The sequence below is a fragment of the Rhizobium sp. N122 genome, from assembly GCF_002211295.1.
Classification (GTDB): Bacteria; Pseudomonadota; Alphaproteobacteria; order Rhizobiales; family Rhizobiaceae; genus Rhizobium.
This window is the reverse complement of sequence record NZ_LOKU01000080.1, coordinates 13,986-27,282: the sequence shown is the minus strand read 5'-3', so window position 1 is coordinate 27,282 and position 13,297 is coordinate 13,986. Positions and strand designations below refer to the sequence as shown.

At 63.2% G+C, this 13,297-nt stretch carries 14 protein-coding genes; 8 read left to right on the top strand and 6 right to left on the bottom strand.

Going from position 1 to position 13,297, the window contains the following annotated elements:
* Nucleotides 1-106 precede the first annotated feature (106 nt).
* Nucleotides 107-1,453, top strand: coding sequence for a formimidoylglutamate deiminase (locus tag ATY75_RS32705; protein WP_088940652.1), 1,347 nt, complete (start codon nt 107-109; stop codon nt 1,451-1,453).
* Between the two features lie 61 nt (nt 1,454-1,514).
* Nucleotides 1,515-2,237: a histidine utilization repressor gene (gene hutC, locus ATY75_RS32700; protein WP_088940651.1), complete on the top strand. Its 723-nt coding sequence runs from the start codon at nt 1,515-1,517 to the stop codon at nt 2,235-2,237.
* A 32-nt stretch (nt 2,238-2,269) separates the two neighbouring features.
* Here hutC (ATY75_RS32700) and hutC (ATY75_RS32695) read toward each other — a convergent pair whose 3' ends face one another.
* The gene (hutC, locus tag ATY75_RS32695) at nt 2,270-3,025 is read right to left on the bottom strand and encodes a histidine utilization repressor (RefSeq protein WP_088940650.1); all 756 of its coding nucleotides are present in this window, start codon (nt 3,023-3,025) and stop codon (nt 2,270-2,272) included.
* Between the two features lie 191 nt (nt 3,026-3,216).
* Between hutC (ATY75_RS32695) and ATY75_RS32690 the strand changes: the two genes are divergently transcribed.
* The 5 genes from ATY75_RS32690 (at nt 3,217) to hutH (ending at nt 8,012) form a co-directional block, all read left to right on the top strand.
* Nucleotides 3,217-4,059, top strand: a complete 843-nt coding sequence (locus ATY75_RS32690; protein ID WP_064843110.1) for a transporter substrate-binding domain-containing protein — start codon at nt 3,217-3,219, stop codon at nt 4,057-4,059.
* A 105-nt stretch (nt 4,060-4,164) separates the two neighbouring features.
* Complete coding sequence (locus tag ATY75_RS32685; RefSeq protein ID WP_064843112.1) at nt 4,165-4,890, top strand: ABC transporter permease subunit; 726 nt, start codon at nt 4,165-4,167, stop codon at nt 4,888-4,890.
* Between the two features lie 10 nt (nt 4,891-4,900).
* Complete coding sequence (locus ATY75_RS32680) at nt 4,901-5,605, top strand: ABC transporter permease subunit (RefSeq protein ID WP_088940649.1); 705 nt, start codon at nt 4,901-4,903, stop codon at nt 5,603-5,605.
* A 140-nt stretch (nt 5,606-5,745) separates the two neighbouring features.
* A complete protein-coding gene (locus ATY75_RS32670; protein WP_088940648.1) occupies nt 5,746-6,522 on the top strand; it encodes an ATP-binding cassette domain-containing protein in 777 nt (258 codons plus the stop codon).
* On the top strand, nt 6,519-8,012 hold the full coding sequence (hutH, locus tag ATY75_RS32665) for a histidine ammonia-lyase (protein ID WP_088940647.1): 1,494 nt from the start codon (nt 6,519-6,521) through the stop codon (nt 8,010-8,012). Before ATY75_RS32670 ends, hutH begins: the two co-directional genes overlap by 4 nt.
* Before the next feature lie 13 nt (nt 8,013-8,025).
* Here the strand turns inward: hutH and ATY75_RS32660 are convergent, their stop codons facing one another.
* Nucleotides 8,026-8,568: a hypothetical protein gene (locus ATY75_RS32660; RefSeq protein WP_088940646.1), complete on the bottom strand. Its 543-nt coding sequence runs from the start codon at nt 8,566-8,568 to the stop codon at nt 8,026-8,028.
* A 190-nt stretch (nt 8,569-8,758) separates the two neighbouring features.
* Between ATY75_RS32660 and ATY75_RS32655 the strand changes: the two genes are divergently transcribed.
* On the top strand, nt 8,759-9,496 hold the full coding sequence (locus ATY75_RS32655) for a phosphatase PAP2 family protein (protein WP_088940645.1): 738 nt from the start codon (nt 8,759-8,761) through the stop codon (nt 9,494-9,496).
* Between the two features lie 170 nt (nt 9,497-9,666).
* Here ATY75_RS32655 and ATY75_RS32650 read toward each other — a convergent pair whose 3' ends face one another.
* The 4 genes from ATY75_RS32650 to ATY75_RS32635 all read right to left on the bottom strand — a co-directional run bounded on the left by ATY75_RS32650 (nt 9,667) and on the right by ATY75_RS32635 (nt 13,217).
* A complete protein-coding gene (locus tag ATY75_RS32650; RefSeq protein ID WP_088940644.1) occupies nt 9,667-12,228 on the bottom strand; it encodes an FAD-dependent oxidoreductase in 2,562 nt (853 codons plus the stop codon).
* 155 nt (nt 12,229-12,383) lie between these two features.
* Nucleotides 12,384-12,623, bottom strand: coding sequence for a hypothetical protein (locus tag ATY75_RS32645; protein WP_064843127.1), 240 nt, complete (start codon nt 12,621-12,623; stop codon nt 12,384-12,386).
* A 9-nt stretch (nt 12,624-12,632) separates the two neighbouring features.
* Nucleotides 12,633-12,893: a hypothetical protein gene (locus tag ATY75_RS32640; protein ID WP_088940643.1), complete on the bottom strand. Its 261-nt coding sequence runs from the start codon at nt 12,891-12,893 to the stop codon at nt 12,633-12,635.
* Between the two features lie 3 nt (nt 12,894-12,896).
* A complete protein-coding gene (locus ATY75_RS32635; protein WP_071088677.1) occupies nt 12,897-13,217 on the bottom strand; it encodes a helix-turn-helix transcriptional regulator in 321 nt (106 codons plus the stop codon).
* Between the last annotated feature and the right edge of the window lie 80 nt (nt 13,218-13,297).

The following is a 13,297-nucleotide window of genomic DNA, read 5'->3' as shown; positions in this document are numbered from 1 at the left end:
CTTATGCTGAAACATGTATATACATAATAAGCAGGTGACAAGAGAAATTTTGCGCGCTCTTCTGGAAAAGAAAGATCGGCGGCGCGGCGGAAGGGGAGAAAAGGCCATGACCATACTTCACGCGAGGACTGCTCTGACGCCGCAAGGCTGGCAGAAGGACGTGCGGCTGACGCTCGAGGCCGGGCGTCTCGCCCGGATCGAGGTGGGCGTTACCGCCGCGCCCGGCGATGAGCGCCATGCTGTGATCATCCCGGCCATGGGCAACCTGCACAGCCACGCCTTCCAGCGGGCGATGGCCGGTCTTGCCGAGGTGCGCGGCCCGGCAAACGACAGCTTCTGGAGCTGGCGCACGGTCATGTACAAATTCGCTTTGGCGATGACGCCTGGACATGTCGAGGCGGTCGCGGCCAAGCTCTATGCGGAAATGCTGGAGGCAGGCTTTTCCCGCGTCGGTGAGTTCCATTATCTCCATCACGACGGGGATGGCGGCGCCTATGCCAATGTCGCCGAGCTGGCCGAACGTATCGGTGCTGCGAGCCAGGAGACCGGCATCGGCCTGACGCTTCTACCGGTCTTCTATGCCCATTCCGGCTTCGGCGGCGCTCAGCCGATCGACGGCCAGCGGCGTTTCATCAATTCGCTCGAAAGCTTCGAAAGGCTGATGGAGGGATGCCGAGCGGTGACCGGCCGGCTCGACGGCGCCGAACTCGGACTGGCGCCGCACAGCCTGCGCGCCACCACACCCGAGCAATTGGCGAAGCTCGTGCCGATGGCGGGCGACGGCCCGATCCATATTCATGTCGCCGAGCAGGTGAAAGAGGTCGAAGACTGCGTCGCCTGGTCGGGCGCGCGGCCGGTGCAATGGCTGCTCGATCATATGCCGGTGGATGAGCGCTGGTGCCTGATCCATGCGACGCACATGACCGAGGACGAGACGCGGCGGATGGCGAAAAGCGGCGCGATCGCCGGCCTCTGCCCGATCACCGAAGCCAATCTCGGCGACGGCGCCTTTGCCGCGCCGCTCTTCCTCGAAGAGGGCGGGCGCTACGGCATCGGCTCGGATTCCAACGTGCGGATCTCCCTGCCGGAGGAACTGCGCCAGCTCGAATATTCGCAGCGTCTGGCGCTGCGCGCCCGCAACGTCGTGGCCGCACCCGGCGGTTCGACGGCGCTTTGCCTGTTCAACCAGGCGCTTGCCGGCGGCGGTGCGGCGCTCAAAGCCCCGGCCGGTCTCGTCGAGGGCCATCACGCCGATCTCGTTTCGCTCGATATGTCAGCGGTTCCCTATCTCTCCGGCGACCAGATCCTCGATCACTGGCTGTTCGCCGGCGGGATTTCCGTCGATTGCGTCTGGGCACGCGGCCGCAAGCAGGTGGAGGGTGGTCGCCATCGCAAGCGTGACGCCATCGACCGTCGCTTCCTTGCCGCGATGGCTGAGTTGCTGGCTGCCTGAAAAAGAGCTTTTCATGAGCGGGGCATTCGGACTAGATCGGGAAACCAATCGGAACGTGGCGATGAATCAAAGCAGGGATACCACCTTGCATCAGCGCATCCTAGGCGACATCGAAGGCCGTATCGTCTCGGGCGAATGGCCGCCGGGGCATCGCATTCCCTTCGAGGTCGATCTCGCCACGCAGTATGACGTCTCACGGATGACGGTGAACAAGGTGCTGACCCAGCTCGCCAAGGCTGGCCTCATCGAGCGCCGGAAGAAATCCGGCAGCTTCGTCACCCAGCCGCAGGCGCAATCGGCGGTTCTCGAAATCCACGACATCAAGGCCGAGGTGCAGTCGCTGAACCTGCCCTATTCCTACGCAGTGTCGAAGAAGGTGAGCCGCAAGGCCAAGGCTGAGGACAGCCGCCGGCTGGAGCTGCCTCAGGCGTCCTCGGTCATCGAGGTGGTCTGCATCCACAATGCCGGCGCGCGGCCTTTCTGCTTGGAGGAGCGGCTGATCAGCCTTGCGACCGTGCCGGAGGCGGCCGATGCCGATTTCCTCACGGTGGCGCCGGGGCCGTGGCTGCTCAACCAGGTGCCGTGGAGCACCGCCGAACACCGGATACACGCCGTCTCCGCCAGCGCTGAGGTGGCGGCCGCTCTCGACATCGACCGCAACACCGCCTGCCTGGTCGTGGAGCGCCGCACCTGGAGTGGCGCTGGCCCGGTGACCCATGTGCGCTTCACCTATCCCGGCGATCGTCACGCGCTGGTGGCGCGCTTCACCCCCGCGTCGCAATAACCGTAAGTTCCATATACAACTTCGCGGGTGTTTTAGTCTTCGAACATCTTGCCGCTGCGCGCCTCGAGCCGGTAGCGATAGCCGGGATAGACGAGGCGGGCTGTGGAGACCACCTGTTTCGCCGACCATGTGCGCCGGCGGATCGTCAGGCACGGCTCGCTCTTGAGGATCGTCAGGAGCTTGCATTCCCAGGCCTGCGGCATCGCCGCCTCGACGACGTGCTCGGAGCCGCTGAGCGGGGCGGCGGCGGTCAGATAGGCGTTCGGCGTCAGGCTCGTGAAATCCTGCTCGAGATATTCGGGCGCGGCCTCGGGATGGACGAAACGGTCCTCGATCTGCACCGGAACGCCGTTTTCGCTGTGGACGATCAGCGAGTGGAAAACAGCGGCGCCGATTGCCAGCTCCAGGGCGTCGGCGATCTCGGGAGAGGCGGTTTCCCGGGCCAGAACGACGACGGAGGCCTCGTGGATATGGCCGCGTTCGGCGATCTCCTCGGCGATGTTGCGCACCTCGAACAGCGCCGAATAACCCTTGCGCTCGGCGACGAAGGAGCCGACACCCTGGATGCGAACGAGTTCGCCTTCACTGGCAAGTTCGCGCAACGCCCGATTGGCTGTCATCTTGCTGACGCCGAGTTCGACGACCAGCTCGTTTTCCGACGGCACGCGGTATTTCGGCGGCCATTCGCCGCTGTGGATGCGGTCGAGGATCACCTGCTTGACGCCGGCATAAAGCGGCGTGCTGTCATTTCCCGCCAGGTCGCGCTTCATCTCGCCGGAACGCTTCATTGCCTATTCCTTTTGCACGGATGCAATTTGCCACATAATCGACTTTCCTCTTGCATATCACAAAATATCTCATATGGTACCATATACAACCTCCCAATCGGTCCTTGAGGCAAAAACAGGACGGAAAGGGCAAGCCGGCGGAGATCGGCGGTGCCGTAAGGTCTGTTTCAACTCCAGAGGAGAATTCATCAATGAAATTTAGCGCCATCCTGTTTTGCGGCGTCGCCGCCCTTTCCACCTTTGCCGCCCCTGCCTTTGCCAAGGACTGGACGAAGGCGACCATCACGCTCGAAGGCGCTTATGCGCCGTGGAACCTCACCAATGCCGACGGCACGCTCGGCGGCTTCGAGCCGGAGCTTGCCAAGGTGCTGTGCGAGCGCGCCAAGATCGAATGCACGCTTGTCGCCTCCGACTGGGACGGCATGATCCCGGCGCTGAATGCCGGCAAGTTCGACGTCATCATGGATGCGCTGTCGATCACCGAGGAGCGCAAGCAGGTCATCGACTTCACCGTTCCCTATGCCGCCACGCCCGCCGCCTTCGCCACCGCCAAGGACAGCCCGCTGGCGAAAGCCGCCGGCACCGGCGCCACGATCAAGATGACGCCCGGCCAGACCGGCGTGAAGGAGATCGATGCGCTGAAGGAGGCCTTCAAGGGCAAGACGATCGGCATCCAGGCGGCAACCGTCTACGCCAAGTTCGTCTATGACAATTTCGGCGATATTGCCGAGATCCGCGAATACAAGACCGGCGCCGACCGCGACCTCGACCTGCAGAACGGCCGTATCGACCTCGGCTTCGACGACGCCGTCTATTTCGCCAATGCCTTCAAGAGCGCCAACGGCACGCTCGATTTCACCGGCCCGGAAATCGTCGGCTCGATCTGGGGCGAGGGCGAAGGTCTTGGCGTCCGCAAGGCCGATACCGACCTGCGCGACAAGTTCAACGTGGCGATCAAGTCGGCGCTCGCCGACGGCACGGTCAAGAACCTTTCGATGAAGTGGTTCCAGGTCGACGTCAGCCCGCAGCAGTAAGCGCTTCGGCCCTTTGGCCGCAGGCGCCGGTCTCCGGCTTTGTCGCCGGAGACCGCGTGTTATTCTCGATCCAGAAAATACTGCCACGGACGGGGAACGGACGATATGGCAAGCTTGGAACTGCTTGGCTTCGGCTCGACGGGATGGGGCGCGCTGCTCATTCTCGCCGCCTTGATGACGCTGGCCGTCACCGCGACGGCGCTGGCGATCGGCGCGGTGCTCGGTGCGCTCGTCGCGGGGGCGAAGCTCTCCGGCAATCCTCTCCTCGTCGCGCTCGGGAACGTCTATACGACCGTGTTTCGCGGCGTGCCGGAACTGCTGATCATCTATCTCATCTATTTCGGCGGCTCCTCCGCCGTCACTTCGATCGGCAAGGCGATGGGCTACGAGGGTTTTCTCGGCCTGCCTTCCTTTGCCGCCGGTGCGCTTGCCGTCGGCATCATCTCCGGCTCCTATCAGGCTGAGGTGTTCCGCGGCGCTTACCTGGCGATCTCCAAAGGTGAGCTCGAAGCGGCTTCGGCGATCGGCATGCATCGCGGCATGCGTTTCCGCCGCATCATCATGCCGCAGGTGCTCCGCTTCGCCATTCCCGGCCTCGGCAATGTCTGGCAGCTCAGCCTCAAGGATTCGGCGCTGATTTCGGTCACCGGTCTTGCCGAGTTGATGCGCACCAGCCAAGTCGCGGCGGGTTCGACCCGGCAATATTTCCTGTTCTTCATCGCCGGCGGCTGCCTCTATCTGATCCTGACCAGCCTTTCCGACCGCATCTTCAACGGCGCGGAACGCCGCGCCAATCGCAGCATGCCGGCCTCCGCCATGGGCCAGGCGTAAGGGGGCGACAATGGATTTCACCTTTCTCGTCTCGACCATGGTGACGCTGCTGAAGGCGGTGCCGACGACGCTGATCCTGTTTTCGCTGTCGATCTTCTTCGGCGGCCTGCTGGCGCTGGTCATCGTCACGATGCGGGTCGGCGGCAACCGCTATCTGTCGGGTTTCGCCAAGGGTTATATCTTCGTCTTCCGCGGCTCGCCGCTGTTGATCCAGATGTTCCTGGTGTTCTACGGCCTCGGCCAGTTCGGCGTCATCCGCTATTCCTTCCTCTGGCCGTTCCTGCGCGAGCCGATGGTCTGCGCCGTGCTGTCGCTGGCGCTCTGCACCGCCGGCTACACGGCGGAAATCTTCCGTGGCGGCATCCGCGCCGTTTCGCCGAAGGAAATCGAGGCGGCCCGCTCGATCGGCATGTCCGGTTTCCTGATGGTGCGCCGCATCCTGGCGCCGATCGCCTTCCGCCACGCGCTGCCGGCCTATTCCACCGAGATCGTGCTGATGATGAAATCGACGGCGCTTGCCAGCCTCGTTACCGTCTGGGAGGTCACCGGTGTCGCCCAGCGGCTGATCTCGCAGACCTACCGCACGATGGAAGTCTTCCTCTGCGCCGCGATCATCTATCTGGTGCTGAACTTCATCATCCTGCAGGGCATGGCCCTGCTCGAATATTCGCTGTCCCGACACCGCCGCGCGGCCCCGCAGCCGCTGAAGGCCTAGAACAGGATGATTTTAGGCCGGGTCGGCCTAAAATCTGAATCCTGTTCTAAATTAAACGGTTAGAGCATGATGTCGTCCGAAAACCGCTCATACTTTTCGGCATCATGCGCTAGGTCGAACCTGAACCGATTGGAGCAAATATGCCAGGCGTAACCCGACTTTCGGTCCGCAATATCCGCAAGAGCTTCGGCACGCATGAGGTGCTGCGCGGCATTTCCCTCGATGCCGAGGACGGCGATGTGATTTCGCTGCTCGGCGCCTCCGGCTCCGGCAAATCGACCTTTCTGCGCTGCATCAACATGCTCGAAACCGCAAGCGACGGCGAGATCTGGGTCGATGGCGAGCACATCGAGATGGTGCACAAGAACGGGCGCAGCAGACCGGCGAGCCAGAAGCAGGTCGACCATATCCGCTCCGAACTCGGCATGGTGTTCCAGTCCTTCAATCTCTGGTCCCATATGACGATCCTGCAGAACGTCATTGAAGGGCCGATCCATGTGCTGAAGCGACCGCGTGCCGACTGCATCGCCGAGGCCGAGGCGCTGCTCGAAAAGGTCGGCATCGCAGACAAGCGCCATGCCTATCCCGCCCATCTCTCCGGCGGCCAGCAGCAGCGCGCCGCAATCGCCCGCGCTTTGGCGATGAAGCCGAAGGTCATGCTCTTCGACGAGCCGACCTCGGCGCTCGATCCGGAACTCGTCGGCGAGGTGCTGCGCGTCATGCGCGCGCTTGCCGAGGAAGGCATGACCATGCTCGTCGTCACCCATGAGATGAGCTTTGCCCGCAATGTCTCCAACCGCGTTGTCTTCATGCGCGAGGGGCTGATCGAAAGCAGCGGCAAGCCGGACGAGATGTTCACAACAGGCGCGACCCCCGCCTTCCGCCAGTTCATCGGCCATTTCGGAAGCGGCCAATGACGATCACGATCGATAAAGTCCTGACCTGGCGCGATGTCGCGCGCGTCGGGGCAGGGGAGGCGCTTGCGCTGTCGCCGGCCGCCTGGGCGCGGGTCGAGCAGGCAAGCCGCATCGTCGCCAGCATCGTCGAGACGGGCGTGCGCGCCTATGGCGTCAATACCGGCGTCGGGGCGCTCGCCGATACGGTCGTCGATCGGGCTTCGCAGAGCCTGTTGTCGCGCAGCATCGTGCTCAGCCATGCCTGCGGCGTCGGCGCGCTGTTGGCCGGGCGCGAAGTGCGCGCCATCATCGCCGCCCAGATCGCCAATTTCGCCCATGGCCATTCCGGCGTGCGGCGCGAGATCGTCCAGCATCTCGCAGCCTTGCTGGAGCATGACTGCATTCCCGACGTGCCGTCGAAAGGCTCGGCCGGTTATCTCACCCACAATGCTCATACCGCGCTCGTCCTGATCGGCGAAGGCAGCGCCACGCTCGCCGGTCGGCGCATGAGCGGCCGCGAGGCGCTGGCGGCTATCGGCCTGCAGCCGTTGGTGCTCGGCGCCAAGGAGGGACTGAGCCTTGTCAACGGCACGGCCTGCGCCACCGGGCTCACCGCCGCAGCACTTTTGCGCGCCGAACGGCTGCTCGACTGGGCCGACGCCATCGCGGCGCTGACGCTTGAGGCGGCAGGCTGCCAGATCGCCGCCTTCGACGCGGCGGTGCTGGCGCTGCGCCCGTCTGCCGGGATCGAAAAGGTCGGAGCCAGCTTGCGCGCCCGCCTGCAGGGCAGCGGCCTCGTGGCCGCCGCCTTCGGCCGGCGCACGCAGGATGCGCTGAGCCTTCGCTCGGTGCCGCACGCCCATGGCGCCGCCCGCGACGTTTTCGACAATTCCGCCCGCATCGCCGATCAGGAACTTGCTTCGGTGACGGACAATCCGGCTGTGTCGGGCACGCCGGAGCAACCCATCGTTTCCTCCGAGGCGCATGCCGTCGCCCCGGCGCTCGGGCAGGCGGCCGACAGCCTCGCCATTGCGCTGGCGCAGATCGGCGCAATCAGCGAACGGCGCATGGACCGGCTGGTCAACCCGCTGGTCAGCGGCCTGCCGCCTTTTCTGGCGAGCGATGCCGGCAGCCATTCCGGCTTCATGATCGCCCAATACACCGCAGCCGCGCTCAGCAACGACAACCGCCGGCTTGCCGCGCCCGCCGCCATGGACGGCGGCCTGACCTCCGGCCTGCAGGAAGATTTCCTCGCCCATCCGACAGCGGCCGCCGGCAAGCTGCTCGCCGTCATCGACAATGCCGAATATATTCTGGCGATCGAGCTGATGGCCGCGGCCCAGGCGCATGATTTCCTGGCGGCGACGGCGCCGCGGGCGGCGGGCACGGATGTCGTCTACCAGGCCGTGCGGCAGCGTGTCTCTCATTACGGCGACGAGCGGCCGCTCAACGGCGATATCGAGGCCGTACGCAGTCTGATCCGCGAGACTGCGCCGCCACCGGTCAGCTGAACAGGACAGGTGGTCAGAACGGTTTACTGGTCGCCGAATCCTGCTTGGCCGGCTCGCTGGCCTCGAGCCGTTTGAGGCACTGGGCGAAGGTCGGATAGAGCTGGTCCACCCGCGAAAGCGGCAGCGTCCAGTCGCCTTCGTCGCCGGCAAAGGTCAATTGCACGTCAGGCGTTCCAGCAAAGGAATTCTTGATGATCTTCTTCAGCCCGGCGCTGCCCTTGCTGCCTTTGGGCCAGAGACGGAGCGTATTCTTGTCGAAGAATTCGGCGGCGACCACCTTCGGTCCCGCCCGATCGGTCAGCGTCACCTCGGTCTTGGTGTCGGCCGGAATGTCCCATGTGTTCTTCGAGACCAGCCAGAAGGTTTCGGTGCCGCTCTGGCGGAACTCCATGGTCTTGCCCAGCTCGCTATCCCACAGCAGCCGGCAGTAGGCAGGGTGTTCGCTGGCAAAGCCGACCGACCATTGCCTTGCGCCGCCCATCCATTCGGTCTCGCCGAAGGCCGAGACCGGCGGCAGGACGGCTGCCATCAGAACCATCGCGGTCAGAATTTTCATCGCCGAAACCTCTCCAGGTCAATCGCTCCAGCGATAGCAAAAGAAGGTTGAGCTTTTGCTACCGAGCCGGCGGGAGGAGCGGTAGCTGCGCTCGGGACTGTCTCCGAATGCCGCACGGTCTTGAATTTGCGGCTGATGTTGCCGATCTGGCGGGGGACGGACATGATGTGAAAGGAGCTCGACGGCAGGCATGAGCGAGGTTCAACAACGCGGATTTTGGGCGAGACTCGGCGCATATGAGCCGCTGACATTGATCACCATGGCATCGATCGCCGGCGGGCTGTTCGTGCTGCAGCGGCTGACGAGCGAGGTGCTCGAAGGCGAAACCTTTCGTTTCGACGAGACGATCCTGCTGGCGCTGCGGCGAGCGAACGATCTCTCCGTGCCGATCGGTCCCACCTGGCTGACGCATGCCGTCGACGACATCACCAGTCTCGGTGGCATCACCGTTCTCTCGCTGATGACCGTTCTCGTCACCGTCTATCTCTTGCTCGACCGGCGCTGGCCGATCGCGCTCTTCGTCTTTTCCTCGGTACTATCAGGCTGGCTGGCAAGCACACTGCTGAAGATTCTCGTCGCCCGGCCGCGCCCAGACATCGTGCCGCATCTCGTCGAGGTCAGCGATCTCAGCTTTCCCTCTGGCCACGCCATGGTCTCGGCCGTGACCTATCTGACGCTGGGCGCGCTTTTAGCCCGCACGCAGCGTTACCGTTCGACGCGGATCTTCGTCATGGCCGCCGGCGTCTTCCTGGCCGTCATCATCGGCCTGAGCCGGATCTATCTCGGCGTCCATTACCCGACTGATGTCTTCGCCGGATGGTGCGCCGGGGCGCTCTGGGCGCTCTGCTGCTGGCTGATCTCGAAACGCTTCGTCCCGAGCAGAGCTCCGGGCGATGGCCTCGAAAACGGCAATGGCGACGGTGACTAGAGCATGATGCCGAAAAGTGTAAGCGGTTTTCGGACGACATCATGCTCTAACTCTTTAATGTAGAACAGGATTCAGATTTTAGGCCGACCCGGCCTAAAATCATCCTGTTCTAGAACATAGGCTTAGAACGACTGTGGCGCCCGCATGGGGCGCCACAAGGATTTCAGCGCTTAAGTGCGCGGCTTCAGATTTTCCGGGTCGTAGATCGGCTTGTAGCCGACGCCGACGACTTCCACCGGATAGGTCTCGGCAAAGTATTCGACGTTCAGCTTGCGTCCGACCTGGCAATGCGACCAGGGCAAATAGGCCAGAGCGATGTTCTTTCCCACAGTCGGGCCGTAGGCGATCGAGGTCGTGTAGGAGCGGCGGCCGAGTTCGTCGACCAGAACTTCGCCGGTGGCGGGATCGACGACCGGCAGGTTGCCGAGCGGATAACGCTTGACGCCCGACTTGTCGGTATTCTCGGTCATCACAAGCGTGCAGAGCATGGCCGGCTGATGCTCACGCGCCTTGTATTCCAGATGCTTCGCCTTGCCGCGGAAATCGGCTTCCTTGACCTTCGGACGGGCGAGATCGGCTTCGATCAGGTTGTACTGGGTCAGCAGGTCGGCGTTCTGCAGGCGCAGGCTCTTTTCCATGCGGCGCGAGTTCGCATAGGTTTCCACGCCGAAGGCCATCACGCCGGTCGAGCGCAGCGCATCCCAGACGGCGAGGCCGTCTTCGTATTTCATGTGCAGTTCCCAGCCCTGCTCGCCGACATAGGAGATGCGGAAGGCAGTGACCGTCTTGCCGGCGATTTCGATCGGCTTGATCGCTGCGAAAGCGAAGTTTTCCTGATCGAGCCCGGCCGGATCGGCCACGACCTTCTTCAGCGTGTCGCGGGCGTTCGGACCCCAGATGCCGACCGTCACGAATTTTTCCGAGACGTCGGTGATGGTGACGTCGAGGCCGCGGTCTTCGGCGACGCGCTTCATATAGTGCAGGTCGCGCGGGCCCGCATCGGCGCCGTTGACGAGACGGCAGCGGTCGGCCATGCGGAAGACGGTGAAGTCGGCGCGGACCATGCCTTCGTCGTCGAGGAAGTGGGTGTAGACGCCCTTGCCGATGTTGGCATCGCCGCCGACCTTGGCAGCGCACAGCCATTCCATCAGCTCGACATGGTCAGGGCCCTCGATATCGACCATGTGGAAGTGGCTGAGATTGACGATGCCGCAATCCTCGCTCATCGCCAGATGCTCGGCATTCGAGACGCGCCAGAAATGGCGGTTGTCCCATTCGTTCTCGCGAACCGGTACGCGATCGGCGTATTTCTCCAGCAGGTGCTCGTTGGCGGCGTAGCCGTGCGCACGCTCCCAGCCACCCAGTTCCATGAAGTAGCCGCCCAGCTCCTTTTCGCGCTCGTAGAAGGGCGAGCGCTTGGCGTTGCGGCCGGACAGATAGGGTTCGCGGGTGTGGACGGCCGGGAAATAGATCTTCTGAGCGGCTTCGTAGCAGCGGCCTTCGATGAACTCTTCGGTCAGCTGATGCGGATAGAAGCGGGCATAGTCGATGCTGTTGTGATCGATTTCGGTGCGGCCGTCGGTCATCCAGTCGGCGATCAGCTTGCCGTAGCCCGGGCCGTCCTTGACCCAGATGGCAACGCAATACCAGAGACCGCGCACCTTCTGGCTCTCGCCGCAGGATGCGCCGCCGCCGGCGGAAACCTGCAGCAGGCCGTTGAAGGAGTGGCCTTCGTTATAACCGAGTTCGCCGAGGATCGGCGTCAGTTCCATGGCGCGCTCGAGCGGCTCGATGATCTGTTCCATCTCGAGGTCGCGCTGCGAAGGCGAAAGGCGGGCTTCGTGTTTTTCGAGCAGCTCGCGCGGATGGCACATGCGCGGATTGTTGGCTTCGTAGTAGCCCCACTCGATCTGGCCGCCCTCGGTCGTCGACGGGTCGCCGGTATCGCGCATATAGGCGGAGTTGCCCTGGTCGCGCAGCAGCGGGAAGCCGATCTCCTTGCCGGTGCCTTCAAACTCGTTGTAGGGACCGAAGAAGGTGAGCGGGTGATCGACCGGCATGACCGGCAGGTCTTCGCCGACCATCTCGGCGATCAGGCGGCCCCAGAGGCCGGCGCAGACGATGACGTGGTCGGCCATGATCGTGCCGCGATGGGTGACGACGCCCTTGATGCGGCCGCCTTCAACGATCAGCGACTTGGCCGGCGTGTTGCCGAACACCTGCAGCTTGCCGGCCTTTTCGGCGGCATCGACCAGCTTGCCGGCAACGGTCTGCGAGCGCGGAATGACAAGGCCGGCATCCGGATCGTAAAGGCCGCCCATCACCTGATCTTCCTCGATCAGCGGGAACTTTTCCTTGATCTCGGACGGGCTGACATAATGGGCGCGGGTGCCGAACGCGCGGGCCGAGGACAGCTTGCGCTTGATTTCTTCCATCCAGGCATCGTCGCCGGTGCGCGCCACTTCGAGACCGCCGATGCGGGCGTAGTGGCCCATCTTCTCGTAGAAATCGATCGAATATTGCGTCGTCCAGACCGAGAGATAGTCGTGGCTGGTGGTGTAACAGAAGTCCGAGGCATGGGCCGTCGAGCCGATATCGGTCGGGATGCCCGACTTGTCGATGCCGACGATATCGTCCCATCCGCGCTCGACGAGATGATGCGCGATGGAGGCGCCGACGATACCGCCGAGGCCGATGATGACGACCTTTGCCTTTTCCGGAAATGCTGCCACGTGCTGTTCCTTTTACTGATCGGACGAACTAAAATTTGCCAGCCGCCCTCGACTTGCGACGCGGATATTATGCATCAGCCTCGTGAGCGTCATTAGTCCTACGCCGCCGAGGACCGGCGTGATTGCGCCAGCGGGGCTCGCCAGGTGCGCCGGGATCACGGCGCTGAAATCGCCTTCAGCCGGTCGATATCCACGAGCACGATGTCGTCGGAAACAGGCTCGCGATTGTGCAGACGGAACCATTCCACGGCTTCGCGCACGCGGTCTCCATGCGGGCCTGGATAGGCGCCAAGGCCGAGGACCCATTCGCGCACGGTCTCGCGTTCCATTCGCCCGGCCCGATATCGGTCGCAGACGGTTTTCGCCGAGGCGACGAGATCATTGATGCTTTTCACGACGATTCCTCAGTGAACGGACGGTTCTTCATCGTCGAGAAAGGATCGAATGCCATCGCGGGCGACAGTGGCGAGGAATTCGTCGAACGCTTCCCGGTCGGTGGCAAACGGTTCGTCCCAGCGGATCAGATCCTCGGCCTGGGTGACGACTTCCATCGTCCAGTCTTCATTGCTGCCGGATGTGCGGAAGATATCGACGAGCACGGTGATCCCGTCATCGGTGAATTCTCCGGCCAGTTCCGAGTGTTCTAGCTTTTCTTTCTTCGTCATCAGTCAGCCACCCGCGCCCGGCGGCGCATCGTTTTCGAGATATTCTTCATATTGAACCGTTTCGGTCTCGTTGGTGTCGATCGAATTTGTCCGTTTGGCAAGGCGCACACCGGCCCCTCCACCGTTTTCCGGGATGAAAACGACGCCGCCTGCTTCGAGCGCCTGCTTCATATCCTGAAGGGTTCGGTCATAGGGCGAGCGTTTGCCCGCCTCGAAATTGGCGATCGTCGCCTTGGCGACGTTGGCGGCCGACGAGAGGTCGTCCTGCGACCAGGCCAGCAGGGCGCGCGCGGCGCGGCATTGGGCGGAAGACAGGTCCGTCATGATAGCCTTGCGTCGAAAGTGTGTGGGACGGATTATATAAAAAATGCAATCTTGCACAAGCGATGATGAGGGCATGGACG

Bases quoted from the DNA above. Each gene is read 5' to 3' on its own strand.
- ATY75_RS32705 (WP_088940652.1), top strand. From the start codon at position 107: ATGACCATACTTCACGCGAGGACTGCTCTGACGCCGCAAGGCTGGCAG.
- ATY75_RS32685 (WP_064843112.1), top strand. From the start codon at position 4,165: ATGGCAAGCTTGGAACTGCTTGGCTTCGGCTCGACGGGATGGGGCGCG.
- ATY75_RS32690 (WP_064843110.1), top strand. From the start codon at position 3,217: ATGAAATTTAGCGCCATCCTGTTTTGCGGCGTCGCCGCCCTTTCCACC.
- ATY75_RS32660 (WP_088940646.1), bottom strand. From the start codon at position 8,568: ATGAAAATTCTGACCGCGATGGTTCTGATGGCAGCCGTCCTGCCGCCG.
- ATY75_RS32655 (WP_088940645.1), top strand. From the start codon at position 8,759: ATGAGCGAGGTTCAACAACGCGGATTTTGGGCGAGACTCGGCGCATAT.
- hutH (WP_088940647.1), top strand. From the start codon at position 6,519: ATGACGATCACGATCGATAAAGTCCTGACCTGGCGCGATGTCGCGCGC.
- ATY75_RS32635 (WP_071088677.1), bottom strand. From the start codon at position 13,217: ATGACGGACCTGTCTTCCGCCCAATGCCGCGCCGCGCGCGCCCTGCTG.
- hutC (WP_088940651.1), top strand. From the start codon at position 1,515: ATGAATCAAAGCAGGGATACCACCTTGCATCAGCGCATCCTAGGCGAC.
- ATY75_RS32670 (WP_088940648.1), top strand. From the start codon at position 5,746: ATGCCAGGCGTAACCCGACTTTCGGTCCGCAATATCCGCAAGAGCTTC.
- hutC (WP_088940650.1), bottom strand. From the start codon at position 3,025: ATGAAGCGTTCCGGCGAGATGAAGCGCGACCTGGCGGGAAATGACAGC.
- ATY75_RS32640 (WP_088940643.1), bottom strand. From the start codon at position 12,893: ATGACGAAGAAAGAAAAGCTAGAACACTCGGAACTGGCCGGAGAATTC.
- ATY75_RS32680 (WP_088940649.1), top strand. From the start codon at position 4,901: ATGGATTTCACCTTTCTCGTCTCGACCATGGTGACGCTGCTGAAGGCG.